The organism is Pseudomonas sp. Z4-20, from assembly GCF_051131955.1.
Classification (GTDB): Bacteria; Pseudomonadota; Gammaproteobacteria; order Pseudomonadales; family Pseudomonadaceae; genus Aquipseudomonas; species Aquipseudomonas marvdashtae.
Genome location: NZ_CP071641.1, coordinates 4,911,731 through 4,935,938 on the forward strand (window position 1 = coordinate 4,911,731; position 24,208 = coordinate 4,935,938).

Below are 24,208 nucleotides of genomic sequence, written 5' to 3' on the forward strand. Positions count from 1 at the left end.
GCCCCAAAGTTCAAATCATGACCTCGACTGCCCCAGCCTCTTCTCCAAACGTCGCCATCATCGGCGGTGGCCCCGCCGGCCTGATGGCGGCCGAGGTGTTGAGCCAGGCCGGCATCCAGGTCGACCTGTATGACGGCATGCCATCTGTGGGTAGGAAGTTTTTGCTGGCCGGTGTCGGCGGAATGAACATTACCCACTCGGAAGCGTTCCCGGCGTTCCTGTCCCGCTACGGCGAGCGCGCGTCGAATGTCGCCCCACTGCTACGGGCGTTCGACGCGCAAGCGTTATGTCAGTGGATTCACGGCCTGGGCATCGAGACCTTTGTCGGCAGCTCCGGGCGGGTATTTCCTACGGACATGAAAGCCGCGCCGCTCTTGCGCGCCTGGCTCAAACGCTTGCGCGATGCCGGCGTGGTGATCCACACGCGCCATCGCTGGCTCGGTTGGAATACCGACGGCAGCCTGCGTATCGCCAGTCCAGACGGTGAAAAGTCGTTGCGGCCCAACGCGACGTTGCTGGCATTGGGCGGCGGCAGCTGGTCACGCCTGGGATCCGACGGTGCCTGGATGCTGGAGCTGGAACAGCGCGGTATCGCCTTGGCGGCCTTGCAGCCGAGCAACTGCGGATTCGACGTGCCGGCCTGGAGCGATCTGCTGATTGGCAAATACGCCGGCGCGCCGCTCAAGAATATCGCCATCGGACTCAACGACGACGTGCCGCGCCTCGGCGAATGCGTCATCACCGCCACCGGCCTGGAAGGCAGCCTGATCTATGCGCTGTCTGCGCGGATTCGGGAGGCTATCAACCAGCATGGACACGCCATTATTCATCTGGATCTGCTGCCGGGCAGGCCTGTGGGCAAAATTCTTCAAGCACTGGGCAAGCCGCGCGGCTCACGCTCGATGGCCAAGCACCTGCACAGCCAACTGGGGATCGACGGGGTCAAAGCGGCGTTGTTGCGAGAACTCACGTCTGCCGATTGTTTCGCCGACATGGCGCGGCTGGCCCAGGCGATCAAGGCCTTGCCCGTTACCCTGGTGAAAACCCGCCCGCTGGACGAAGCCATCAGCAGCGCCGGAGGCGTGACCTTCGAAGCCTTGGATGAGGGCCTGATGCTCAAGCAACTTCCTGGGGTTTTCTGCGCGGGGGAAATGCTCGATTGGGAAGCGCCGACCGGGGGTTATTTGCTCACAGCGTGCTTTGCCAGTGGCCGGGCGGCGGGATTGGGGATGGTGGGGTTTCTGCGAAACAGCGGCAAGTTGTAAGTCACAAGCTGCAAGCTACAAGCTACAAGCTACAAGCTACAAGCTGCAAGCTGCAAGCTGCAAGCTGCAAGCTGCAAGCTGCAAGCTGCAAGCTGCAAGCTGCAAGCTGCAAGCTGCAAGCTGCAAGCTGCAAGCCTTAGGCTGCATGCGTCCAACTTGCAGCTTGCAGCTTACAACTTGAAGCTGCTCTCAAGGCTTCCTCTTACGTGGCCCAGTATTGAACACCGGCACTTTTCGCACAGGTTTCACCGAAGGTTCGACCGGTCCCGAGTCGCCGCTGTCCACCCACTTGCCCAGGTTGCGCTTGCCGCCGCTGCCTTGGGTTTTCGGCTTCTTCGGCTTTTTCGGCTTCTTGACGACCTGGCCGCTGGCATCGGTGTCCGGCACGCGGTGTTCAGGCTCGAAGTCCTGCTCCATCTGCCGCGGCAAAGTCTGACGAGTCAGGGTTTCGATGGCTGACAGCAGATTCACTTCATCGGCGCAAACCAGGGAAATCGCCTGCCCTGTGGCGCCCGCCCGGCCCGTGCGGCCGATGCGGTGGATGTAGTCTTCGGCAACGATCGGCAAATCGAAATTCACCACCAGCGGCAAATCCTCGATATCCAGCCCGCGAGCGGCAACGTCGGTCGCCACGAGTATCTGCACTTCGCTTGCCTTGAAGCGGTCCAGCGCGCGTTGGCGGGTGGCCTGGGGTTTGTCGCCATGGATGCCATCGGCGTTGACGCCCAGCCCCTGGAGTTTTTCCACCAACGCATCGACGCCGTTGCGGGTCTTGGCGAATACCAGCACTTGCTTCCACTTGTGCTTTCGCATCAGGTGGACAAACAGTTCCGGCTTGCGTTTCTTGTCGACCGTCACCACCCACTGCTTGACGGTGTTCGCGGCCACGTTGCGCGGGCTCACTTCGATGCTCAACGGGTCGTTGAGCATCTGCCCGGCCAGCAGGCGGATCGCATCGGAGAACGTGGCCGAGAACAGCAGCGTCTGGCGCTTCTTCGGCAGGGCCTTGTAGATATTCGCCAGCTCTTCGGAGAAACCCAGGTCGAGCATGCGGTCCGCTTCGTCCAGCACCAGCGTCTGGAGCTGGTTGAACGTCAGCGCGTTCTGGCGGAACAGATCGAGCAGGCGGCCCGGCGTGGCGACTAACAAATCGACGCCTTTGCGCAACTTCATCATCTGCGGGTTGATGCTGACGCCACCGTACACGGCGTAGGTGCTCAAAGGGAGATTCTGCGCGTACTGGCGCACGCTTTCATGAACCTGCTCGGCCAGCTCGCGGGTCGGCACGAGGATCAGCGCCCGTACCGAATTGGCGGTCACCTTCGGCCCTTCGGTGGTCAGCAACTGCAACAGCGGCACGGCGAAACCGGCGGTCTTGCCGGTGCCGGTCTGGGCCGCGGCCATCAGGTCGCGACCGGCGAGCACCGCCGGCATGGCTTCGGCCTGGACCGGCGTCGGCGTCTGGTAGCCGAGCGTCTCGAGGGCGCGCAGCAGGGGTTCGATCAGGCCAAGAGTGGCGAAAGTCATGGAGATACCGTAGGAAAAATCAGCGCAAGGTGTGCAATGCGCGGCAGTTTACCCTAAATCAGGATTCGGCCGGTGCAGGCTTGGGCTTGCGCCACTGCGGCAAGCCGATCAACACCACGGCGCTGATGATCACCAGCATCGCCATCGCCTCCTCGATGCCGATGGTTTCTCCGGCAAAGACGATCCCCAACAACACCGCCACTGCTGGATTGACGTAGGCATAGCTGGTCGCCGCCGCCGGACGCACATGCTTGAGCAGGTACATGTAGGCATTGAAGGCGATGATCGAGCCGAAACCGATCAGATAGAGCAGCGCGAGCCAGCCTTCCAGCGGCGGCATGCTCTCCAGATGTTCGCCGCTGGCGAAGCTGCCGATCAACAACACCACGCCGGCGACCAGCATTTCCACGGCACTGGCCATCGCCCCGGCCGGTAACGGCAAGTGTCTGCTCAATACCGAGCCAAAGGCCCAGGAAGCCGCCGCGAAGACCAGCAAAGCCGCCCCCAACGGGCTCGATTGCAAGTTGGAACCCAGGTTGAGCATGGCGATGCCGATCAATCCCAACACAATCCCTGCCCATTCCAGACGGGTATTACGTGCGCCCCAGAAATAGCCGCAGAGCAAGGTAAACAAAGGCACCGTCGCCACGGCCAACGCCGCCACCCCAGACGCCACGCCCATGTGCTCGGCGACACTCACCGCACCGTTGCCGAACGTCAGTAGCAGCACGCCAATGAGTGCCCCGGCTTTCCATTGCACCCAGGTCGGTGCCGGCGCCCCACGCCAACGCAGGAAGCCGTACATCAGCGACCCGGCGATCACGAAACGAATCCCGGCCAGCAGCAAGGGCGGCCAATGCTCGACGCCGATGCGAATCACCAGGTAGGTCGAACCCCAGATGACGTACAAGGCGAAGAAGGCAGCGATCAACGGCAACGGAAAACGACGTGGGACAGGCATGTTCAACTCGAAGTCAGGACGATGAGAGCCGTTCATTCTAGAAAGGCGACAGGCAGAAAATAAGCTACAAAACCTGTTTATCCGAGCCATACACTTTTCAAAACACGGAGATATTGATTAAGGGGTTGCGGGGTGTGTCTAGAAACCGCGATGGCGCTTCAGATGCTCGTTGATCTTCGCCGCCGGCACCTTCTGCAAACTGCACAGCAGGTCATGGGACAGCTCCTGCAGCCCATGCTTTTGCCGCAGTTGCGAAGCCAGGTGCGCGGTGAGGTTGGCGGCCATTTCGGCGTCGGCCATGGCCCGGTGAGCCTGGCCGGTGTGGGGCAAGCCGGCGAACGTGTTGAGTGTGCCGAGCTTGTGGTTGGGTGCCGCCGGCATCAAGCGCCTGGCCAGCAACAATGAACAGGCGAAGTTTTGCAGACGGGTGCGTTTGATCCGTCCCAGTTCGAAGTCCCAGAACTTCTGGTCGAACGCGGCGTTATGGGCCAGCAACGGCGTGGTGCCGACGAATTCGTTGACCTCGTTCATCACCTTTTCCGCCGGGGGGGCGCTGCGCAGCATGGCATTGCTGATCCCGGTCAGTTGCTCGATGAAGGCCGGGACGCGGACGCCGGCGTTCATCAGGCTCTGATAACGGTCAACGATCAGGCCTCGTTCGAGAATCACCACGGCGATTTCGGTGGCCCGGCAACTGCTGCTCGGGGTGATGCCGGTGGTTTCAAAGTCGATGACTGCGATGCGTTCCAAACCTGTGGGGCTCCTTGAAAATCAGTTCTTGAGTAGCAACGCGCCTTCGATGGGCACGTAGCGACTGGCGGCGCGGATCAGCGAGTTGGCGGTCAACCCTGGCACGCCGTAGGCCACCGCTTGCACGCCGTGCTTGCTGATGATGCGCTCGAGCAGCATGTCGAAATCGCCATCGCCAGAGGCCAGCACCACTTCATCGACGTGGTCGGCGGCGTCCATGATGTCGAGGGTGATACCCACGTCCCAGTCGCCCTTGGCCGAGCCGTCGCTGCGCTGGATATAGGGCTTGAGTTTCACGGTGAAACCCAGGTTGCGCAGGATCTGCTGGAACTGCTGCTGCTTGCTGTCGCCGCGATCGATCGCATAGGCATAGGCTTCGACAATCTGCCCCTGCTTGCTGACATCAGCCCACAACGCCGCGTAATTGAAATGACAGCCGTAGGCTTGGCGCACGGTGTAGTAGAGGTTCTGGACATCGGCGAACACTGCGATTTTTTTCACCGCGTTTCCTCATGAATGCACACGCGCGCAGGCCACCCGGCCCGAAAAGTTGCCCAGTATGCCAGCCTCAAGGAACGTTCCGCGAATAATCGGCCCGAGGCGCCAGGGCGCCCCGGACGAATGGCGGGTCAGACGAAGGAGTCGTCGTCGCCGAACGATGACGAATCGTCGCTGTAGTCCGCGTCGCTGAAACCGCCCGGATCGTTGCCGTAGGCATCGCTGTCGGCCACGCGCTGGTCGTCGCCCCAACTGTTGTCGGCGCTGTCAGCGGTGTCGTTGGCCGGCTGGACCGGTTCTTCCTTGAGGACTTCGACGATTTCCTGGGGTTGGTTGCTGTGGAACAGACTGCTGATGCCCTGGGCCAGCATCACGCCACCGGCCACGCCCGCCGCGGTTTTCAAGGCACCGCCGAGAAAGCTGCCCGCCGCCGGGGCTTGCTGTTGCGGTGCGCCATAGCTGCCAGGCGCCGCGCCGAAGCCTTGCTGGGCCGGCGAATTGAAAGCAGGCCGTGCCGGCTCGCGCCAGCCACTACCGCTGGAGGCCGGCGCAGTGGCCGGACGCGAATCGCGGCTGCTGCCGCCGAAAATACTTGAGAGAAAACCACCACCGCCGCTGGGTGCAGAAGTCTGGTTACGGGCCTGCTGCAACTCAACCTGCAGTTGCTCGACCTGCTGGGCGAGCTGCTTGTTCTGCTCATCGAGGCGCTTGATCGCGGCCTCCTGCACCAGGATCGCCTGGGCCATGAAATAGCCCGCCGCAGGCTGGTTGGCCAAGTGCTCCTTGATCCGCGCCTCAGCCTGGGCGTCACGCGGGGCTGAATCCTTTTCGGCCTGTTGCAGCCGTGAAAACAGTCCATCGATCAGGGTTTGTTCTTCGCTGTTCATGGCGACCTCATCAGATTGCCGGATAAAACCAAGCCGGTCACGAAGACCGGTGCGAGTCAGTAATGGGGTTGCGCAGGGAGCTTTCAATGGTCTTTACCTGATGTTTACGTTTGCTTGTGCGGTCGCTTGATCGGTTAAAGTGTCGGACCGCTTTTTTGAAGTGCGATACCGACTCATGAATCCGTTAGAAGTACTGCGTGACTCCTTGTATTTTTTCAAGCGCCATCTGGGCCGGATCGCCCAGCTTTGCCTGCCGCTGGTGATACTTGAAGCAGTGCTGCAACAAGGCGTGGACAGCGCTTTCGGGGCCGAAGGGTTTTCCGGCTACAGCGTGATCGTCGGTCTCCTTGTGTATCCGCTGTACACCGCCGCGTTGATTCTGTTTCTCGACGCCCGCAGTCGCGGCGAAGCCCCCCGCGCCCGTGACCTGCTGGCGGCTGCCCTCCTCCAGTGGCCACGCTTCGCCTTGCTGACTGCCCTCAACACGCTGCTGATACTGATCGGCATTTCGTTGTACTTCCTGCCGGGGCTGTGGCTGATGGTCGTCCTGGCCTTCGGTGAATACCTCTTGGTGTTAAGAGGCATGGCGCCGCTGGCCGCGATGAAGGAAAGCGCGCGTCTGAGTCGGGGCCATTTCTGGCGAATCCTGTTGTGCATCCTGGCCGTGATGATTCCGCTGTGGCTGCTCAAGGGCGCCAGCGTCTCGGTGTACCCTGAGCCCCAGAATCCATTGATCAGTTTACTGGTCGACAGCATCCACAGTTTCCTGCAACTGTTCACCACGGTGGTGCTGTTCCGAATGTTCATGTTGATTGCAGAAAAGCCCGCGCCATGACCCGTCTGCTGCGATACACCGTGCTGGGCCTGTTGCTGTTCGTCGGCATCGGGATCTTCGCCATCTATGGCCTGACCTGGCGCCCCCAGGCCCGGGAGGCGCTGCCGGTCAGTTGCGCCGCGAATGCCGCGCCGCTGGTGCCTGGACAGGCGTTGAAGGTGATGACCTGGAACGTCCAGTTCCTCGCCGGCAAGCGCTACGTGTTCTGGCACGACCTGGCCCAGGGCGACGATGAAAGCCCGACCCTGGAAGACATGGCCTTCAGCCTCGACGAAGTGGCGCGGGTCATTCGCGACGAGCAACCGGACGTGGTGTTGCTCCAGGAACTGGACAACGGCGCCAAGGCCAGCGACTACCAGGATCAGCTCAAGCTGTTGCAGGAGCGCCTGGCCGATCTCTATCCGTGCGCCGCCAGCGCCTTCGACTGGAAGGCCGACTTTATCCCCAACCCGCGCATCTTCGGCAGCGTTGGCCGGCAATTGGCGACGCTGAGCCGCTACCGCATCGACCAAGCCGAGCGAGTGCAATTGCCGGTGGCCGAGGCGAACTTCATCACGCGCCAATTCCAGCCGAAAAACGCCTTGCTGGTGAGTTACCTGCCGGTGAGCGGCGGCGGCCAACTGGCGGTGCTCAATACGCATCTGGAACGCGCCGCACAGCCGGATGACACCGCCCAGGCTCAGGTCGGCGCCGTGTCCAAGGTCCTCGACAAGCTTGAGTCCGCCGGTACCCCGTGGCTAATCGGTGGCGATTTCAATCTGTTGCCCTTGGGCCAATACCGACGCCTGCCCACCGAACAGCGCTCGCCCTACTCCGCCGACAGCGAGCTGCATCAGTTGTGGGACAAATACCCGATGATCCCCACCAACAACGAAGCCAGCGGCATCGACCGCGCACACTGGCTGACCCACTACCCGAACGACCCCGGCCTCAACGGCCCCGACCGGACCGTCGACTACCTGTTCTACAGCCCGCGCCTCAAACGGGTCGAAGCGCAGGTACGGCAGGACGACACGTTGCGCATTTCCGATCATCTGCCGGTGATCGCGCGGCTTCTGTTGCCGGCGACGCCCTGAGAGGCGCTACAGCGCTACCGACGACGCTGCCGCGGGTGGTCGTCAGTCCTCGAAGAGGCCATACAATGGCCTCGTTAGCGGGTTCGTATACAACACGGCTATCAGGGACGTGTCCCGACCGTCGCCTCCTGCACCGTCCACGGCTTGACCTGTTCGCTAAGCGTCAGCCCGAGGCCAGGACGAGTGGGTACGAGCATCCGCCCTTCGCGGGTTTCGAGGCGCTCGTTGAACAGTGGTTCAAGCCATTCGAAATGCTCCACCCAGGGTTCGGTCGGGTAAGCCGCCGCCAGGTGGACATGCAACTCCATGGCAAAATGCGGCGCCAGCATCAAACCGGCTTGCTCAGCCATCGCCGCCACCTTCAGGTAAGGCGTGATACCGCCCACGCGTGGCGCGTCAGGCATCAGGAAGTCGGCACCGCGCAGCTTGATGAATTCGGCGTGCTCCGCAACGCTGGTCAGCATTTCACCGGTCGCGATCGGCGTATCGAATTGTTGCGCCAATGCAGCGTGGCCTTCGGCGTCATAGCAATCGAGCGGCTCTTCGATCCAGATCAGGTTGTACCCTTCGAATTGCCGGCACATGCGCTGGGCGGTCGGCCGATCCCACTGCTGGTTGGCGTCGACCATCAGCGGGAAGTTGTCCCCAAGGTGCTTGCGCACGGTGCTCACCCGTTGAATATCAATGGCGCAATCCGGTTGCCCGACTTTCAGCTTGATGCCGCCGATGCCCTTTTCACGAGACAAGTCGGTGTTCTTCATCAGTTGATCGAGTGGGGTGTGCAGGAAACCGCCCGAGGTGTTGTAGCACCGCACCGAGTCACGTTGAGCGCCGAGCAAACGGGCCAGGGACAGATTCGCCCGCTTGGCTTTCAAATCCCATAACGCCACATCGAACGCGCCGATGGCCTGTGTCGACATACCGCTACGCCCCACCGAGGCACCGGCCCAGCACAATTTGGTCCACAGCTTGGCAATATCGCTCGGATTTTCGCCAATCAGCGCCGGTGCTATTTCCTGGGCGTGGGCGAACTGCCCAGGCCCACCGGCACGTTTCGAATAACTGAAGCCGAGGCCGCGATGCCCATCGATGGTTTCGATCTCCGCGAACAGAATGGCAATCTCTGTCATCGGTTTCTGCCGCCCGGTAAGCACCTTGGCGTCACTGATCGGATTGGCCAGCGGCAGGATCACCGACGCCACACGAACCCAGGCAATACGGTCGTCGTCGGAGGATCTACGGGTGTTTTCTGCTACGAGCATGCGACTACTCCTTGGTCTCTTCGAATCGATGTTCACCGTTTTAGAATCGATGATTGCGCAATCATTGCTGCGTTTAAAAAAAGGGCTTTCGTTCATGGAACGCGAGCCCTTTTGCAAATACTACAGTGATTGCGCAATCATTCAACCGCAAATCCAGCCTGCAAACGTGTTCCCACTCAGGTACTGGCGCGGTCGATCAGGGTGAAACCTGTATCAATGCGCACAGGTTTCTGGGTCGAAGGATTATCGAATCGCTCAAGCAGCGCCTCAGCCACTTTCAAGCCGATGTTCTTACCGTCGACGCTGACGGTCGACAACGCGGGATAGACCTGCGCCGCGCTGCTCAAGTCCCCGAACCCCATGACGGCAAGGTCGCCGGGCACGTTCAAGCGCTGGCTCGCGGCTTCGGCCAGGACGCCTTGGGCCACCGTGTCCGAGCTGCACACGACGATGTCGGGGCGGTTCGACGAGCCCAATAACCGCCGCAATCCTTCCCGTCCAACCTCAAGCGTGGCAGGCGGCGCCAGGACTTCCATCGGCACCTGCCCGATGCCCTGGCGCTTGAGTTCGGCGATAAGGCTGTTGCAACGCCGCAGGCCACGGGGGTCGCTGATGCTCACCACGGAAAAGCGCTGGTAGCCCTTCTTCACCAGGTGGCGCGCGGTCGCCTCCCCGACCTTTTCGTGGGAGAAGCCAACCAGCATATCCAACGGATCCTCACTCAGGTCCCAGGCTTCAACCACCGGGATACCTGCCTGGGCGAGTCGCAGACGGCTTGCTTCGGTGTGCAGCGTACCGGTCAACACGATGCCATCCGGGCGCCGCCCGAGAACGGCCTCCAGTAACTTTTCTTCCTGCTCCGGGCTGTAGCCGGTAAGCCCCACCAGGGTTTGGTAGCCCGCCTGGGCCAGGCGGTCCATCAGTGATTGCACGGTGTCTGCAAAAATGGAGTTGGCGATGGTTGGCAGAAAAATAGCCACCAGACGGCTTTTGCTACTGGCCAAGCCACCGGCCAGCATATTCGGCACATAACCCGATTGGCGCACCGCCTCGCGGACCTTTTCCCGGGTGTTCTCGCTCACCAGTTCAGGGCGATGCAATGCCCGGGAGACAGTCATTGGCGAAACGCCCGCGATCCTGGCCACGTCGATCAAGGTCAAGCTGGGCGCTGCTGGTTTTTTTGCCATGAACTTATCCGAAGCAATGAAGGGCGCATTGGGGCAATTTCCGAACGCGTAAATCTAACATCCGCCGCCGTACGCAGGCCCGCGCTGTTTTTATCTGCGCGGCTTGGCCCGCGCCGTCGCCTCGGCCACCAGCGGGTCGTCCGGCCAGTAATGCTTGGGATAACGCCCCTTCAGATCCTTCTTCACCTCGGCGTAAGTGCTGCGCCAGAAGTTCGCCAGGTCCTGCGTCACTTGCACCGGACGCCGAGCGGGCGATAACAGATGCAGCTTGACCACCTGCCGCCCACCGGCGATACGCGGGGTGTCGGCCAGGCCAAACAGCTCCTGCAAGCGTACCGCGAGGACCGGCGGATGCTCGCTGTAATCCAGGCGAATCGACGACCCCGAGGGCACGCTCAAATGGTGCGGCGCCAGTTCGTCCAAGCGTTGCGGCAAAGGCCAAGGCAACAGGTTGCGGATGATGCTCGACAGATCCAGGTTGGCAAAATGACTGAGGCGCGAGACCCGTCCCAGATACGGCATCAACCACTGTTCGAGACTGTCCAGCAACGCGGCGTCGCTGACATCCGGCCATTCGCTCTCGCCCTTGACCGCCATGTCAAGACGGCGCAGCAGCGCCACCCGCGCCTGCCATTGGCGCAGCTCCGGCGTCCATGGCAGCAGCTCCAGCCCCTTGCGCCGGACCAGGTTGACCAAGGCATGGCTACGCGCCGATTCATCCAGCCCCGTCAGCGGCTCGCGGCTGAGTACCAGTTCGCCGACCTTGCGCTGGCGCTCGGCCCGCAGCACGCCTTCGCGCTCGTCCCAATCCAGTTGATCCACCGTGCGCACCTGTTCGGCGAGCACCGAGTCGAACAGCGCCGGATCGAAGTCCGCCGCCAGATAGATCCGTTCTTCTCGCTGGCCTTGGCGACTGCCAAGGTCGGCAACCACCAGCCACGCTTGTTTCATCAGGCTATCAGCCTCGGCAAACAGCGCCGCCCGGCCGTTCGCCAGCCGATATTCCGCCCCGCCGGGCCGTCGCTGCTGCGCGACGCGGTCCGGATAGGCCAACGCCAGCAAGGCGCCGAGCCAGCGCGGATGATCGGGATCGGCCACGGCTTCTTCAGCCTTGTCCCGCAGGTAACCGCGATATTGCCGGGCCAACTGCCGGGCCCGTTGCACACCGCCCTGGGCACCGCGTGCCGCTCGCTCCTCGCCGGACAACAACGCCAGGCGACTGTGCAAGTCCGCGCCAGCGCCCCTGAGAATGTCGCGCTCGCCCAACAAGGCTGCGACGTTGCAGGCCATGTCGGCCAGCCCCAGCGCCTGGCCCCGCAACAGCAAATGGGCGATTCGCGGGTGGGCTGGCAACTCAGCCATCGCCTGGCCGTGACGGGTCAGTTGTTCGCCCTCCAGCGCGCCCAGCCGTTGCAGCAGGTCCTGAGCCTGGGCATACGCGGCGGCGGGCGGTATATCGAGCCAGACCAATTGCCGCGGCGTCACGCCCCAGCGGCCCAGTTGCAGGGCCAACCCGGCCAGGTCGGCCGAGAGAATTTCCGCGCTGCCGTAGGCAGCCAATTGCTCATGCTGGTCTTCTGACCACAACCGATAACACACACCCGGCTCCAGTCGCCCGGCTCGACCGGCGCGCTGGGTGGCGCTGGCGCGGGAGATGCGCTGGGTGTCGAGGCGAGTCATGCCGCTACCCGGATCGAAACGCGGTACGCGGGCGAGCCCGGCATCCACCACCACCCGCACGCCGTTAATGGTCAGGCTGGTCTCGGCGATGTTAGTGGCAAGGACGACTTTGCGTTGGCCGGGCGGTGCCGGATCGATGGCGGCACGCTGGGCGGCGAGGTCCAGCTCACCATGCAACGGGCACAGCAACACATTGCCGCCCCCGCCCAGCGCCTCGGCCAGTTGTTGATGGACCCGGCGAATCTCCGCCTGTCCGGGCAGGAACACCAGTACGCTGCCAGTCTCGTCGTGCAGAGCTTCGAGCACCGTTTGCACCAGCCGTGGCTCGATGAACTCGCCGGACTGGAAGGCCCGGCCCCAGCGCACCGTCACGGGGAACATGCGGCCTTCGCTGCGCAGGATCGGCGCATCGTCCAGCAAACCCGCCAGGCGCTCGCCTTCCAAAGTGGCGGACATCAGCAGAATCTTCAGCGGCTGGTCTTCACGAAACAACTCGCGGCCGTTGAGGCTCAAGGCCAGGGCGAGGTCGGCATCAAGGCTGCGTTCGTGATACTCGTCGAAAATCAGCAACCCCACGCCTTCCAACGCCGGGTCGTCCTGCAAGCGGCGAGTGAGGATGCCTTCGGTGACCACTTCAATGCGCGTGTTGGGCCCGACTTTGCTGTCGAGCCGGATCCGGTAGCCAACCGTTTCGCCGACTTTTTCCCCCAATTCACTGGCCAATCGCTCGGCCGCCGCCCGTGCCGCCAAACGCCGGGGTTCGAGCATCAGGATGGTTTGCCCGGCCAGCCAGGCCTCGTTCAACAGGGCCAAGGGAACACGGGTGGTTTTACCGGCACCGGGGGGCGCTTCGAGCACGGCTTCGTGACGCGACGCCAGGGCTTGGCGCAGGGCGGGTAAAACTTCATCGATCGGCAAAGAAATCATGCTGGCTCCAAAACAGAGGGCCGAGTATAACGGCGAACTGTTTAGCGTGGTCTGGACTCCAACCAGTAACGCCCTTACCTGCTCAGGAGATTGCTATGCGTATTCCCTTTCGCGTGATCGGCGGCGTCCTGGTCGCCAGCCTGCTGACCCAGATCAGCGCCTGTGGCTCGATCTTCTACCCGGACCGTCGCGGCCAGATCGACGGCAAGATCGACCCGGCCATCGCTGCGCTCGACGCCGTCGGCCTGCTGTTCTACATCGTCCCCGGGCTGATCGCTTTTGCCGTGGACTTCGCCACTGGTGCGATTTACTTCGAACCGGGCCGAAGCGTCCAGATCGAGCCCGAGAAACTCAAGCCAGCCATCAACCCCGACGGCACGGTCAACAATCACAAGCTGCAAGCGATCCTGGAAAGCGAACTGGGCCGCAGTTTCCCACTGGACGATCCGCGCCTGATCCAGCACAAGGGCAACGCCCAGCAACTGGCCGCGCTCGGTCTCAAGCCCGCCGCATAAGAGGCGCAACCAAGGAAGACCGCGCCATGACCACCAGCACCGAACACGCTCGCCTGCTACGCCTGGCCACCCGGGCGTCGGTGGCCGTGGCGTTCATCCTGATCGTCGCCAAGGCGCTGGCCTGGTGGCTGAGCGGTTCGGTGAGCATGCTCGCCGGCCTGACCGATTCGGCGCTGGACGGCGTCACCTCGCTGCTCAATCTGCTGGCGGTGCATTACGCGCTACGCCCCGCCGATGATGACCATCGCTACGGCCATGGCAAGGCTGAGTCCTTGGCCGGCATGGCCCAGGCGTTGTTCATTGGCGGCAGTGCGGTGTTGATTGCGTGGCAGGCCTTCGATCGGCTCCAGAACCCCGTCCCGGTGGAGGCGCCTTGGGTCAGTGTCGGTGTGATCGTATTTTCCCTGGCCCTGACCTTGGCGCTGCTGGCCTTGCAGCATCGGGTCGTGCGCGCCACCGGCTCCAACGCCGTGCGCGCCGACTCCTTGCATTACCGCTCGGACCTGCTGCTCAACGGCAGCATCCTGGTTGCGCTGGTCCTGGCCGGCTTCGGCTGGTATCAGTTTGACGCCTGGTTCGGCCTGGGCATCGCCGCCTACATTTTGTGGAGCGCCGTGCAGATCGCCCGGGAGAGCTTCGCCGTGCTGATGGATGAAGAACTGCCGCCGGACGTCAGCCAGCACATGCTGGAACTGGCCTGCGCGGTACCCGGCGTGGTCGGTGCGCATGACCTGCGTACGCGGATCTCCGGGAACCATTGGTTTGTGCAATTGCATCTGGAATTGCCGGGGGAACTGACCTTGTCAGTCGCCCATGGCATCAGCGACCAAGCCGCCGATGCGATCCATCGCGCCTATCCGAAGGCCGAAGTGCTGGTGCACTCGGATCCAGTAAGGACAGCTACAAGCGACAAGCTATAAGCGGCAAGCAGGACCGCATCAGCTTGAAGCTTGAAGCTTGAAGCTTGTCGCTGCTATTGAACCCGATACCCACGACTGCTCAAGCAGCGCCCTTGCGCTTGCCGATAGGTCTGTACCACTTCAGGCGCCGGCGGGTAGGTGTAGTTGCGCGGATCGAAACTGCTTTGCTGCACCGCCCAGCGATAGCAATCATAACCGTCCTGGTTGACCTGCTCGGGAGACTGGCCGTTGGCCGGATAAGCCACCACATCAAAGCTGTTGCCCTGGGGTTGCGGCTGCGGGTTGGCGACCGGTGCCTCGACCACGACGTAATCCTGGGTATTGGCTTCGTAGATGTAATAGGCGCCGGCCGCGAGGAAGAACAGCGAGCTGCCGATCCAGACCTCGCGGGCATAATCGGGCAGGTAGCGGGTGCGAATGCCCCGTGGCGGCTGCACCACGACATAACGCGGTCCTTGCGGACGATACCAATAACCGCCGGAGTAGAAATAATCGTGGCCGCGATAAGGCACGCGGTAGTTGCGATCCGGGAATCGGTCGATTACATAACCCGGGCGATACTGCGGCCCAGGCCCCCAGCCGTTGCCATGCCCGCCCGGCCGACCGGGCCATTGCTGGTCGGGACGGCCGTCATGGCCGGGGCGTGGGTTCGGGTAGCCATCGTTGCGACGGGGAATATCGCGGTAGTAGCCCGGTTGCGGCTCGCGAGTCTGGGTCACGTTATCGGGCCGGCCCTGGATCGGCAGGTTATTGCCGGGTTGCTGCTGCGGCGGGCGACCGTGGGCGTTAGGATCCTGGGGTGGCCGATCGTAGTGCTGCCCGCCTGGGTTCTGCGGCTTGACCTCGAACTGACGGCTGTTGTCGCCCCGAATGATCTCGTTGCTCTGCGGACGCGGCTGGCCCGAGTAACCCTGGCCGCTGCCGCCGCGCCCGTCCGGGCCGCCACGGTTTTGCTGATCGTCGGCTATTCCCTGCGCACTGACACTTGCCCACAACAGACCAACACCTGCCAAACGCCAGATGCGCGACTTCATGAAATTCCTCACAACGGTTCGGGGCCTGATGATGAGACTGGAAAAGCCCAGGCCGGTTCTGCGACAGGTTATCAGCCACGGGGTTTATTCGCAGGCTACTGAAGGTTTTCCTCTAACATGGCTATCGATTCGCCGGACGACAGGAACTTACATTCACCCGTAACGACTGCCGGCCTCTGTCGCAATGAGCCAATCAAGGGAGTGAAGGCATGACAATTCCATCCAGATGGGGTCAGGGGCCCCTCATGCGGTGCCTCGCCACGAGGATCCGTCTTGTGGCCCTGATGCTACTGTCCATAGTCCTGTGGGGTTGCGCACCCGTACCGTTGGTCTATGAAGATGATCGGCGGCTAAGCCGCATGTTGTGTGAAGTGGGAGAACAACGAGTGACCCTCAGCCCGCGCTTCTCATATGACTTGCCCGGGCCGTTGAGGCGCCCCCCGTGCGGCACCATCCAAAGCGGCTTCAACTACGACAAGGTGCGCGACATTCAGTCAGCGAGCGCCTCTGGCAGCTTTCGCTCTGGCGACCTGGTAGTGCTGGCCTCATCGCGCTGGATAACCGTTGAAAGCCTGCTTGACGGCAAGGACGAAGGGACGCTCTATTCTCCCGAGCAGTTCCTGCAAAACAAACTGGACCTGATGGACATCAGCCAGAACGAGCCGCGCCCCGATCAGATCGACTGGGTCACCCGGCAAGGCATGCAATGCCTGCGCTTCTACGACATGTGGCACAGCCCGACGGGGGAATGGGAAGAGGACATCCAATACTGGTGCTGGGAAAACCAGAGTGGCCTGAAACAACCGTTCTCGGTCAGGGCCGGCCAACGCTTGCCCGAGGGGACCAAGGGCTATGATCTGGATGAAGCCTTTCTTCTACCCTTTTTCCAAAGCCTGAAAATCAATCGGCTGTCCGACATTGCGCTGGCCGAGGCCGACACAAGAATCAAGGCCGCCTGCGCCCACGTCAAATCCCGCTTTGACCAAAAGCTGAACTGGCGCGCCGACTATCCAGACAAACGCCTGAACCGCCAACGCCTGCGTTCTTGCGGATATGACGTGCCCTAGCCGAAGCAAATTCCTGCGCCTATAAAAAAGGGAGGCCCGTCGGCCTCCCCTTGAGAATCTAGTCCGTGCGCGACGCTTATGACGTCGGCTCACCTCACGCCGTCTTCTGGACAGTGTGCAGCTCGGGGGTCTGCCAGTACCGGTGGGTACTGCGACCGCAGCCGGCCGGATTGGGCGGGCTGCACTGGACTGTTTGTCCGAGCAGTGATCTTGGTGGTAAGCATAGGCCTGGGGCGCCGACGGATGATTGCGAAGATTGCTTGAATAAACACTACTTGCGCAATTTTTACCCCTGGATGGATAATCTTCCGCAATTAACCAGATAAAGGCCCGCTCAATGAGCAAACTCGACCGTTACGACCTGAGCATTCTGGCGGAATTGCAGCGCGACGCGCGCATCTCCAACCAGGAACTGGCCGAACGCATCGGCTTGTCGCCCTCCCCCTGCTCGCGGCGGGTCAAGCAATTGGAGGACGACGGCTACATCTCCCGCCAGGTCGCCCTGCTCGATCGCAAGATGCTCGGGCTGAGCCTGACCGCCTACGTACTGATCGGCATGGACCGCCACACCCCCGAGCGTTTCGAAAACTTCGAAGCCGCGATACGTAATCTACCGCAAGTATTGGAATGCAGCTTGGTGACCGGCATGGACGCGGACTACCAGCTCAAGGTAGTCGTGCCGGACATGGACCATTACCAGAAACTGTTGCTGGGGCACCTGACGCGGATCGATGGCGTCACCAGCGTGCGTTCGAGTTTTGTGCTGAACCAGGTGCTCAACAGCACCGAACTGCCGTTGACGCATCTGCGAAGCTGACCGCTTTTGTGGCGAGCGATGAACAGCTGCGACACACCGCCGCAGGCCAGTCCTGCACCCCGGCCCCATGCCGTATACTCGGCCCGCCTTTTCAATCCCGCCCACGCCGGAGTGCCCCGATGGATCCTGCTGTTTTCGAAGAGTGGATGATGACCGGCCTGGTCAGCATCCTGATCATTTTCATGGGTTTTATCGTTTGGGACCTGGCGAAGAAATCCAAGGCAGGGCGTTTTGGCTCGTTCATTCTGTTTTTTGTACTGGGCCTTGGCGTGGCAGCCTTCATCATCAAGAGCGTGGTGATCGGCCTGATCGAATCCGGCACGTTATAAGCGCGCCGGCACTTCCTTCCACTGGCCCTGATCAAGCCCTTCGATCGTCCAGTCGCCGATCCTGACCCGCACCAGGCGCAACGTCGGCAAGCCGACCGCCGCGGTCATGCGCCGCACCTGGCGGTTGCGTCCCTCACGGATGACCAGCTCCAGCCAACTCGTCGGCACGCTTTTGCGAAAGCGCACCGGCGGGTTGCGCGGCCACAATTGCGGCTCGTCCAGTTGGCGGGCCTGCGCCGGCAACGTCATGCCGTCGTTCAACTCCACGCCGTCGCGCAGGCGCTGCAACTGTTCGGCGCTGGGTTCGCCCTCCACTTGCACCCAATAGGTCTTGGCCAACTTATGCTTGGGGTCGGCAATACGCGCCTGCAATTGTCCATCGTTGGTCAGTAGCAACAGGCCTTCGCTGTCGCGATCCAGGCGCCCGGCCGGATAGATGCCGGGCACGTCGATAAAATCCTTGAGGGTCGCCCGCCCTTCGCCGTCGCTGAACTGCGTCAGGACATCGAAGGGTTTGTTGAACAGGATCAGCTTCGGCTCGGCCGGCGGGGCCTTGGCCACACGGCGCGGCGCTGCGGCTGGAAGCTTCGCGCCAGGACGATGGGAGGCAGGGCGTGGAGGACGGGGCATGGCGGCAACGACATCATCTAACGGTCAGGGCCGACCATGCTAGTGGCCCGACCGTTAAATAACCACCATTGAGAACAGCATCAGCGGAACGGCGGCTCGTCGAAGCTGCGCAGTTTGCGCGAGTGCAACGAGTTGAGTTCGTTGCGCAATAGATCCAGCGCCGCGATCCCGATCTTGAGGTGCTGGTTGACCGCTCGCTCATAGAACGCGTTGGCCGAACCGGGCAGCTTGATCTCGCTGTGCAAAGGTTTGTCCGAGACGCAAAGCAACGTGCCATAAGGCACCCGCAGACGGTAACCCTGGGCAGCGATGGTGCCGCTTTCCATGTCCACCGCCACGGCGCGGGACAAATTGATCAACGGACGTTCCTGGGCCCAGCGCAGTTCCCAGTTGCGGTCGTCGTAGGTCAGCACGGTGCCGGTGCGCAGGCGTTTCTTCAGTTCGTCGCCCTTTTCCCCGGTGACGTTGGCCGCCGCTTGTTGCAAGGCCATTTGCACTTCGGCCAAGGCCGGAATCGGAATATTCGGCGGCACCACGCGGTCGAGAATGCCATCGCGACGCATGTAGGCGTGGGCCAGCACGTAGTCGCCGATGGTCTGGGACTGCCGCAGCCCGCCGCAGTGGCCGATCATCAACCAGCAATGCGGGCGCAGCACGGCCAGGTGGTCGGTGATGTTCTTGGCGTTGGACGGGCCGACGCCGATATTCACCAGGGTCACGCCGTGGCCGTCGCTGGCCAGCAAGTGATACGCCGGCATCTGGTAGCGGTGCCAGACCACGCCAGCGGCGATGGCAGACGCTTCGCCGTGGTCCATGTTCTTGTCAATGATGACGTTGCCCGGCAGGACCATACGCACGAAACGCGGGTCGCTGCGCAACTGCTCCAGGCCATGGACGATGAACTGGTCCACATAGCGGTGATAGTTGGTCAGCAGGATCCACGGCTGCACATGGCGCCAGTCGCTGCCGGTGTAATGCACCAGTCGGCGCAAGGAAAAATCCACCCGCGCGGCGTCGAACAGGGCCAAGGGCAACGGGTCGGTGTTCTCCCAGTCGTACAAGCCATCGGCGATGCCATCGGTGGCGGCCGACAAGTCGGTGCTGGGAAAAACCCGCGCCAGCACGGCGGCGGTCACGCCCGAACCGGCCAGCTCATCGCCCTGCTCCACCACGTACGGATAAGGAATGTTCTGCTCGCTGACGCCCACCTCGACAGTGACGGTAAAGTCATGCATCAGCGGAACCAGCTGTTCCAGCAGATATTTGCGAAACGCGGCCGGGTGCGTGACGGTGACGCTGTAGGTGCCGGGCAACTGAACCTTGGCGTAGGCGCGCGTGGTCTGCGGGACTTCGCCATGGCAGTGGTAGGTCAGGCGCAGGGCCGGGTAGCGAAACAACGCCCGCTGTTCGACGTCCGGCTCGATGCGGTCCTTGAGGTAGCGCTTGAGCGCCTGGTTCAGCGCGGTGGTCGCACGCTCGTGCAGGGCCGCCAGCCGGTCCACGGCTTGCTCGGCGGTTTGAACGACAATAAACGCTTCGGTCACGATCAGCTTCCTGTGTTCTGACTTGCAGGCCTTCATCTTGCCTGCATCGTGGTCCGACGGGAACAGTGGCGTATTGGGCGCTATCACTTAACAGCGTCACGGTGGCGCCTAAAACGCTTGCGGCGTTGACCGGGCGACGATGGCCTCGACATTCAAGCCACGCGGCAGTGCACCGTAGACCCTGCCACCACAACCAAGGCGACTGGCGATGAACGCATCGCTGACGTCACTGTTGCCCGCTTCGAGCAGCAGCCGGGCTTGCAGGCCGACGGCGATGTCTTCGGTCAATTGCCGGGCGCGGTATTGGATGTCGTCGGTGTCCTTGAAGGCCGCGTGCAGTTGGTCGATATGCCCGGCCAGACGCTTGTCGCCGTGGCCGTCGCCCAACTCGCTGAACAGCACTTCGAGCACGCCCGGTTCCTTGGACAGGGCCCGTAGCACGTCCAGGCACTGCACGTTGCCAGAACCTTCCCACGTCGAGTTGACCGGCGCTTCGCGGTAAAGGCGCGGCAGGATGCTGTCTTCAACGTAGCCGGCACCGCCCATGCATTCGGCGGCTTCGTTGATCATCGCGGGGGCGCGCTTGCAGATCCAGTACTTGCCCACCGCCGTCACCAGCCGGGCGAACTTGGCCTCGTGCTCATCGTTCAGATGGTCCAACGCCCGGCCCATGCGCAGGCTCAAGGCCAACGCCGCTTCGCTTTCCAGCGCCAGGTCGGCGAGCACGTTTTGCATCAGCGGCTGTTCGCTCAACAACTTGCCACCGACCTTGCGGTGCGCGCAATGATGACTGGCCTGGGTCAATGCCTGGCGCATCAGGGCGCTGGAGCCGACCATGCAATCGAAGCGGGTCATGGCGACCATTTCGATGATGGTCGGCACGCCTCGGCCTTCTTCACCGACCATCCAGGCCAGGGCACCGCGCAACTCCACTTCGCTGGAGGCGTTGGAACAGTTACCCAGTTTGTTTTTCAAGCGCTGGATGTAGAACTGATTGCGCGTGTCGTCGGGGCGATGGCGCGGCAACAGGAAACAGGTCAAGCCCTTGTCGGTCTGGGCCAGGGTCAGGAAGGCATCGCACATCGGCGCCGAACAGAACCATTTGTGGCCCACCAGCTCGTAGGCCTGGCCCGGGCCGCTGGCACCCACCGGATAGGCCTTGGTGGTGTTGGCCCTGACGTCGGTGCCGCCCTGCTTTTCGGTCATCGCCATGCCGAGCGTGACCCCGACTTTATGGGCCATGCCAACGTTACGCGGGTCGTATTCGGTGGCGAGCACTTTCGGCAGCCAACGCTCGGCCAGATCCGGCTGCAGGCGCAGCGCGGGCACACTGGCGAAAGTCATGGTCAACGGGCAGCCGGTGCCGGCTTCGGCCTGGCTGTGCAGATAGGTCATCGACGCACGGGCGACATGGGCGCCGGGTTGCGGATGGGCCCAGGGCAAGCTGGGCAGGCCATGCTCGACGGCGGTGCGCATCAGCTGATGGTAGGCGGGATGAAACTCCACCAGATCGATGCGATGGCCGTAACGGTCGTGACTGGAAAAGACCGGTTTGTTCTGGTTGGCCTGGAAACCCGCTTCCATCAACGGTCCGCCGGCCAAGGCACCATAGGCATCGATCCGCGCCTGCGCCCAACCGGCGCCGAAACGCTGCGACCACTCTTGCAGCGGCAGATCGATGCGGTACAGGTTGGCGCCGTCCAGGGAGGGAGGCTGGTTGGTGACGTCGTGGGTTTCGGCGAACTGATGCAGGTTCATGACGGGGCTCTTTCGGTCGGCCAACAGGGGTTCAGTTAAGCACCGCCCCCTGACCGATCAAAGTGGCATATCCGCCTAAATATCGGCGCTTTCACCTTGTCTCGGACCAAGCACTCGCCGTTGCAAGATGGCTTGGAGCACCTCGAACTTTACCGGTTTGCTCAAGTAATCGATCAAGGCACCCGAAGGGCAACGTTCCTGGTCAATATTCGGGCTGACCACCAGCACGGGCAAGTCCTCGCAACCGGACAGCGCACGGACTTGGCAGCAGAGCGACACGCCGTCCAGCGGTGACCGTTGGCAATCGAGGAGCACCGCGTCATAGCTGTCGCCCTGTAGCAGGTCCAAGGCTGCGCGACCGCTGTCAGCCGTGCGCACCCGATAGCCCAGCTTGAGCAACATGCCGCGCATGACCAACTGATCAATGTTGTTGTCGTCCGCCAGCAATACCGTGCAATCCTGGGGCCGGCGAGAATCCCGGCGCCCATTGAATGAGAAAGGCGTCGGGACGGCCGCCGGCAGCGCCATGTCGAATTCCACGTCCAGCTGGAAACGACTGCCGCGGCCCGGTTCCGAGGTGTGGGCCAGACGTCCGCCGAGCAACTCGACCAATTGCCGACAGATCGCCAGGCCCACACCGAGGCCGCCGTACTCGCGGGTCATCGAGCCGTCGAGCTGGAAGAAGCGCTGGTACAGAGTTGCCTCGCCAAGGTCGGTAAAACCGATGCCGGTGTCGATCACGGCGAAAGACAGCACCAGCCGATCGAGCTCCGACGGCCGGCCAGTGACTCGCAGCGCGACGCCGCCTGCGCGGGTGAACTTGATGGCATTGTCCAACAGGCATTCCAGGCATTGGGCCAGTTTGCCGCTGTCGCCCAGGAGGCGATCCGCCAGGCCGGGGCTCACGTCCACCCTGAAGTCCAGGCCCTTGGCCGCTGCGTTGGCACCAAACTGGACCTGCAAGGCGTCGATCACCCCACGCAGGCTGAACGGTGCCGGATAGACCTTGAGCTTGCCGGCCTGCAACTCGGTGAGGGTGAGGATGCCGTTGACCATGCGCATCATGTCCCGCGCCGAACCGGCGGCGGTCTGCTGGTATTGGGTCAATTCCTCGTTCATCTCCACGGTCTCCATCAGCTCCAGGGAGCCGATTACACCGTTCATTGGCGTGCGAAGCTCGTGAGTCAACGTGGCAAGGAATTCATCCTTGAGCTTGTTGCCGTGGGCCAGTTGCTGATTGAGCACTTCGAGCTTCTGACTGGCGTCGAACAGCGTCTGGGCCTGCTGCTCGCGCATCGCGTTGATGCGGTCCGCCAACGCCAGGGACAACAGCGCCACTTCGATGGCGGAGCCGATCTGGCTGGCGTACATGGTCAGGAAAATGTTCGGCAGATAACCCAACACCATCATCGTATTGACGATGCCACCCAGCAGAAACGCCGACCAGGCGATGATGAAATAACGCGCCACCCGCAGGCCTCGCCACCAGGCAAACAGCCCGGCGGTGAAGATCACGACGGTAAACACCAGCGCCAGCGCCGTCGCCAGGCGCAGCGCCAACGCATAGCTGGCCATCAGCGACAAGCCGACCACCACCGCGCTATAGGCAATCAGCACCAGCAACAATCGATCGAGCCAGCGGCTGTGTTCGGCGGTTTGCAGGAAGCTGCGGGCGAACTGGCTGCCAAACAAGCCCGCGCAGCCAATGAAAAACGGTGTCGCGGCGTTGGCCCACCACGGGTTGTCCGGCCAGAAATACTCGACCGCCGCGCCGTTGACCGAGAGCTGATACAGACCGAACGAGGCGATGTAGAAGATGTAATAAAGGTAGCTGGTGTCGCGCACGCTCAGGTAAATGAACAGGTTGTAGACCAGCATTCCCAGCAGCACGCCATAAATGATCCCCAGCACGTACAAGCGCACCGGCTGTTGTTCCAGATAAGCGGTGCTCGACCACAGCGTCAACGGCGCCTGGATCGAACCCTCGCTTTGCAGGCGCAGGTAGACGGTCCGGCGTTGATCAGGCTGAAAATCCAGGCTGAACAAGTAATTGTTCTGGCGAACCTCACGGCTGGCGAACGGTAGCGCGTCGCCCGTCTGGCGAACCAGGCGATACGCTCCGGCGTCATTGGGCAGGTACAGGTCGACGTGATCCAGCGGTGGATACGCCAGCTCCAGCAGCCAGGTTCGCTGGGCAGCCGGATTGCCAGGGCGATAATGCAAGTCGACTTTCAGCCAGAACGCCGACCGTGAGTAGCCTGCGTTCAGCGTGGCTTTGTCATGGGATTTGAAACGACTCGCCGCAGCCTGGGCCAGGACGTCCTCGATGGAGGCCGTGCCGCTGGAGTCTTCAAACACCTGCAGGGCGTGGCCCAGAGGCAGGCTTTGGGTAAACTCATCAAATTCGAGGGCACTTGCCAAGGGGGGCAAGCACAGCAGCAACATCAGCAAATAGCGCATTTAAGCCCCAGCGTGGCCTGTCCGGTTGAGTCAGGAAGCCCCCCATTCCCTGAGTAGACGTAAAACCGGCATTACCTGTTATTGGTTGGATCCATACCTAGCATAGCCGTTGATGGCCAATTTGCACCATGGAAATCTTTCCCACAGAAGGCTCTATAACGGGCGTTTCAGAGTAAAAGCATTGAGATAGAGCTGTTGCTCTGGTCAGGTCGGCGACTGGCGGTCGAACGTGGCGGAGGGACAAGCACCAACACAAGCAGTCCAGCATAAAACCCGCTG

General features: G+C 62.2%; 21 protein-coding genes. 8 read left to right on the top strand and 13 right to left on the bottom strand.

The window, feature by feature from the left end:
- Window positions 1-17 precede the first annotated feature (17 nt).
- Window positions 18-1,265 (top strand): TIGR03862 family flavoprotein, encoded by a 1,248-nt coding sequence (locus tag J3P82_RS22565; RefSeq protein ID WP_434558742.1) that lies wholly within the window; start codon window positions 18-20, stop codon window positions 1,263-1,265.
- A gap of 189 nt (window positions 1,266-1,454) precedes the next feature.
- Here the strand turns inward: J3P82_RS22565 and J3P82_RS22570 are convergent, their stop codons facing one another.
- The 5 genes from J3P82_RS22570 to J3P82_RS22590 all read right to left on the bottom strand — a co-directional run bounded on the left by J3P82_RS22570 (window position 1,455) and on the right by J3P82_RS22590 (window position 5,888).
- Window positions 1,455-2,792 carry a DEAD/DEAH box helicase gene (locus tag J3P82_RS22570; RefSeq protein WP_434558743.1) on the bottom strand — a complete coding sequence of 446 codons (1,338 nt, stop codon included), beginning with the start codon at window positions 2,790-2,792 and terminating at the stop codon, window positions 1,455-1,457.
- 58 nt (window positions 2,793-2,850) lie between these two features.
- Window positions 2,851-3,753, bottom strand: a complete 903-nt coding sequence (yedA, locus tag J3P82_RS22575) for a drug/metabolite exporter YedA (RefSeq protein ID WP_434558744.1) — start codon at window positions 3,751-3,753, stop codon at window positions 2,851-2,853.
- Between the two features lie 138 nt (window positions 3,754-3,891).
- Window positions 3,892-4,503, bottom strand: a complete 612-nt coding sequence (locus tag J3P82_RS22580) for a 3'-5' exonuclease (RefSeq protein ID WP_434558745.1) — start codon at window positions 4,501-4,503, stop codon at window positions 3,892-3,894.
- A 21-nt stretch (window positions 4,504-4,524) separates the two neighbouring features.
- Window positions 4,525-5,004: an NYN domain-containing protein gene (locus J3P82_RS22585; RefSeq protein WP_030140338.1), complete on the bottom strand. Its 480-nt coding sequence runs from the start codon at window positions 5,002-5,004 to the stop codon at window positions 4,525-4,527.
- 128 nt (window positions 5,005-5,132) lie between these two features.
- The gene (locus tag J3P82_RS22590) at window positions 5,133-5,888 is read right to left on the bottom strand and encodes a DUF2076 domain-containing protein (protein WP_434558746.1); all 756 of its coding nucleotides are present in this window, start codon (window positions 5,886-5,888) and stop codon (window positions 5,133-5,135) included.
- 175 nt (window positions 5,889-6,063) lie between these two features.
- Here J3P82_RS22590 and J3P82_RS22595 point away from each other — a divergent pair, with 175 nt between their 5' ends.
- Both J3P82_RS22595 and J3P82_RS22600 read left to right on the top strand, forming a co-directional pair.
- The gene (locus tag J3P82_RS22595; RefSeq protein ID WP_434558747.1) at window positions 6,064-6,723 is read left to right on the top strand and encodes a YciC family protein; all 660 of its coding nucleotides are present in this window, start codon (window positions 6,064-6,066) and stop codon (window positions 6,721-6,723) included.
- A complete protein-coding gene (locus J3P82_RS22600; protein WP_434558748.1) occupies window positions 6,720-7,799 on the top strand; it encodes an endonuclease/exonuclease/phosphatase family protein in 1,080 nt (359 codons plus the stop codon). Before J3P82_RS22595 ends, J3P82_RS22600 begins: the two co-directional genes overlap by 4 nt.
- A 101-nt stretch (window positions 7,800-7,900) precedes the next feature.
- Here the strand turns inward: J3P82_RS22600 and J3P82_RS22605 are convergent, their stop codons facing one another.
- The 3 genes from J3P82_RS22605 to hrpB form a co-directional block, all read right to left on the bottom strand.
- Complete coding sequence (locus tag J3P82_RS22605) at window positions 7,901-9,061, bottom strand: L-talarate/galactarate dehydratase (RefSeq protein WP_434558749.1); 1,161 nt, start codon at window positions 9,059-9,061, stop codon at window positions 7,901-7,903.
- A gap of 176 nt (window positions 9,062-9,237) precedes the next feature.
- On the bottom strand, window positions 9,238-10,248 hold the full coding sequence (locus J3P82_RS22610) for a LacI family DNA-binding transcriptional regulator (protein ID WP_434558750.1): 1,011 nt from the start codon (window positions 10,246-10,248) through the stop codon (window positions 9,238-9,240).
- Between the two features lie 90 nt (window positions 10,249-10,338).
- A complete protein-coding gene (hrpB, locus tag J3P82_RS22615) occupies window positions 10,339-12,855 on the bottom strand; it encodes an ATP-dependent helicase HrpB (protein ID WP_434558751.1) in 2,517 nt (838 codons plus the stop codon).
- A 95-nt stretch (window positions 12,856-12,950) separates the two neighbouring features.
- Between hrpB and J3P82_RS22620 the strand changes: the two genes are divergently transcribed.
- A complete protein-coding gene (locus tag J3P82_RS22620) occupies window positions 12,951-13,370 on the top strand; it encodes a polyribonucleotide nucleotidyltransferase (RefSeq protein ID WP_434558752.1) in 420 nt (139 codons plus the stop codon).
- 26 nt (window positions 13,371-13,396) lie between these two features.
- A complete protein-coding gene (locus tag J3P82_RS22625) occupies window positions 13,397-14,290 on the top strand; it encodes a cation diffusion facilitator family transporter (protein WP_434558753.1) in 894 nt (297 codons plus the stop codon).
- Between the two features lie 53 nt (window positions 14,291-14,343).
- Here J3P82_RS22625 and J3P82_RS22630 read toward each other — a convergent pair whose 3' ends face one another.
- Window positions 14,344-15,324, bottom strand: a complete 981-nt coding sequence (locus J3P82_RS22630; protein ID WP_434558754.1) for a DUF6515 family protein — start codon at window positions 15,322-15,324, stop codon at window positions 14,344-14,346.
- Window positions 15,325-15,608: 284 nt separating this feature from the next.
- Between J3P82_RS22630 and J3P82_RS22635 the strand changes: the two genes are divergently transcribed.
- From J3P82_RS22635 to J3P82_RS22645, 3 genes are all read left to right on the top strand, one after another.
- Window positions 15,609-16,391 carry a hypothetical protein gene (locus tag J3P82_RS22635; RefSeq protein WP_434563935.1) on the top strand — a complete coding sequence of 261 codons (783 nt, stop codon included), beginning with the start codon at window positions 15,609-15,611 and terminating at the stop codon, window positions 16,389-16,391.
- A gap of 337 nt (window positions 16,392-16,728) precedes the next feature.
- Complete coding sequence (locus J3P82_RS22640; RefSeq protein ID WP_135847313.1) at window positions 16,729-17,208, top strand: Lrp/AsnC family transcriptional regulator; 480 nt, start codon at window positions 16,729-16,731, stop codon at window positions 17,206-17,208.
- Window positions 17,209-17,327: 119 nt separating this feature from the next.
- The gene (locus J3P82_RS22645; protein WP_039594082.1) at window positions 17,328-17,537 is read left to right on the top strand and encodes a DUF2788 domain-containing protein; all 210 of its coding nucleotides are present in this window, start codon (window positions 17,328-17,330) and stop codon (window positions 17,535-17,537) included.
- Here the strand turns inward: J3P82_RS22645 and J3P82_RS22650 are convergent.
- The 4 genes from J3P82_RS22650 to J3P82_RS22665 form a co-directional block, all read right to left on the bottom strand.
- Window positions 17,532-18,098: a pseudouridine synthase gene (locus J3P82_RS22650; RefSeq protein WP_186638756.1), complete on the bottom strand. Its 567-nt coding sequence runs from the start codon at window positions 18,096-18,098 to the stop codon at window positions 17,532-17,534. The genes J3P82_RS22645 and J3P82_RS22650 overlap by 6 nt on opposite strands.
- A 149-nt stretch (window positions 18,099-18,247) precedes the next feature.
- Window positions 18,248-19,747, bottom strand: coding sequence for an AMP nucleosidase (amn, locus tag J3P82_RS22655; protein ID WP_434558755.1), 1,500 nt, complete (start codon window positions 19,745-19,747; stop codon window positions 18,248-18,250).
- 72 nt (window positions 19,748-19,819) lie between these two features.
- Window positions 19,820-21,469, bottom strand: a complete 1,650-nt coding sequence (locus tag J3P82_RS22660; RefSeq protein WP_434558756.1) for an acyl-CoA dehydrogenase family protein — start codon at window positions 21,467-21,469, stop codon at window positions 19,820-19,822.
- 75 nt (window positions 21,470-21,544) lie between these two features.
- Window positions 21,545-23,929: a 7TM diverse intracellular signaling domain-containing protein gene (locus J3P82_RS22665; RefSeq protein WP_434558757.1), complete on the bottom strand. Its 2,385-nt coding sequence runs from the start codon at window positions 23,927-23,929 to the stop codon at window positions 21,545-21,547.
- Between the last annotated feature and the right edge of the window lie 279 nt (window positions 23,930-24,208).

What these genes read in the sequence shown, in the direction of transcription:
- yedA (WP_434558744.1), bottom strand. Translation starts at nt 3,753, where the DNA reads ATGCCTGTCCCACGTCGTTTTCCGTTGCCGTTGATCGCTGCCTTCTTC.
- J3P82_RS22660 (WP_434558756.1), bottom strand. Translation starts at nt 21,469, where the DNA reads ATGAACCTGCATCAGTTCGCCGAAACCCACGACGTCACCAACCAGCCT.
- J3P82_RS22635 (WP_434563935.1), top strand. Translation starts at nt 15,609, where the DNA reads ATGCTACTGTCCATAGTCCTGTGGGGTTGCGCACCCGTACCGTTGGTC.
- J3P82_RS22595 (WP_434558747.1), top strand. Translation starts at nt 6,064, where the DNA reads ATGAATCCGTTAGAAGTACTGCGTGACTCCTTGTATTTTTTCAAGCGC.
- amn (WP_434558755.1), bottom strand. Translation starts at nt 19,747, where the DNA reads ATGAAGGCCTGCAAGTCAGAACACAGGAAGCTGATCGTGACCGAAGCG.
- J3P82_RS22645 (WP_039594082.1), top strand. Translation starts at nt 17,328, where the DNA reads ATGGATCCTGCTGTTTTCGAAGAGTGGATGATGACCGGCCTGGTCAGC.
- J3P82_RS22665 (WP_434558757.1), bottom strand. Translation starts at nt 23,929, where the DNA reads ATGCGCTATTTGCTGATGTTGCTGCTGTGCTTGCCCCCCTTGGCAAGT.
- J3P82_RS22610 (WP_434558750.1), bottom strand. Translation starts at nt 10,248, where the DNA reads ATGGCAAAAAAACCAGCAGCGCCCAGCTTGACCTTGATCGACGTGGCC.
- J3P82_RS22565 (WP_434558742.1), top strand. Translation starts at nt 18, where the DNA reads ATGACCTCGACTGCCCCAGCCTCTTCTCCAAACGTCGCCATCATCGGC.
- J3P82_RS22625 (WP_434558753.1), top strand. Translation starts at nt 13,397, where the DNA reads ATGACCACCAGCACCGAACACGCTCGCCTGCTACGCCTGGCCACCCGG.
- J3P82_RS22620 (WP_434558752.1), top strand. Translation starts at nt 12,951, where the DNA reads ATGCGTATTCCCTTTCGCGTGATCGGCGGCGTCCTGGTCGCCAGCCTG.
- hrpB (WP_434558751.1), bottom strand. Translation starts at nt 12,855, where the DNA reads ATGATTTCTTTGCCGATCGATGAAGTTTTACCCGCCCTGCGCCAAGCC.
- J3P82_RS22590 (WP_434558746.1), bottom strand. Translation starts at nt 5,888, where the DNA reads ATGAACAGCGAAGAACAAACCCTGATCGATGGACTGTTTTCACGGCTG.
- J3P82_RS22630 (WP_434558754.1), bottom strand. Translation starts at nt 15,324, where the DNA reads ATGAAGTCGCGCATCTGGCGTTTGGCAGGTGTTGGTCTGTTGTGGGCA.
- J3P82_RS22640 (WP_135847313.1), top strand. Translation starts at nt 16,729, where the DNA reads ATGAGCAAACTCGACCGTTACGACCTGAGCATTCTGGCGGAATTGCAG.
- J3P82_RS22600 (WP_434558748.1), top strand. Translation starts at nt 6,720, where the DNA reads ATGACCCGTCTGCTGCGATACACCGTGCTGGGCCTGTTGCTGTTCGTC.
- J3P82_RS22570 (WP_434558743.1), bottom strand. Translation starts at nt 2,792, where the DNA reads ATGACTTTCGCCACTCTTGGCCTGATCGAACCCCTGCTGCGCGCCCTC.
- J3P82_RS22605 (WP_434558749.1), bottom strand. Translation starts at nt 9,061, where the DNA reads ATGCTCGTAGCAGAAAACACCCGTAGATCCTCCGACGACGACCGTATT.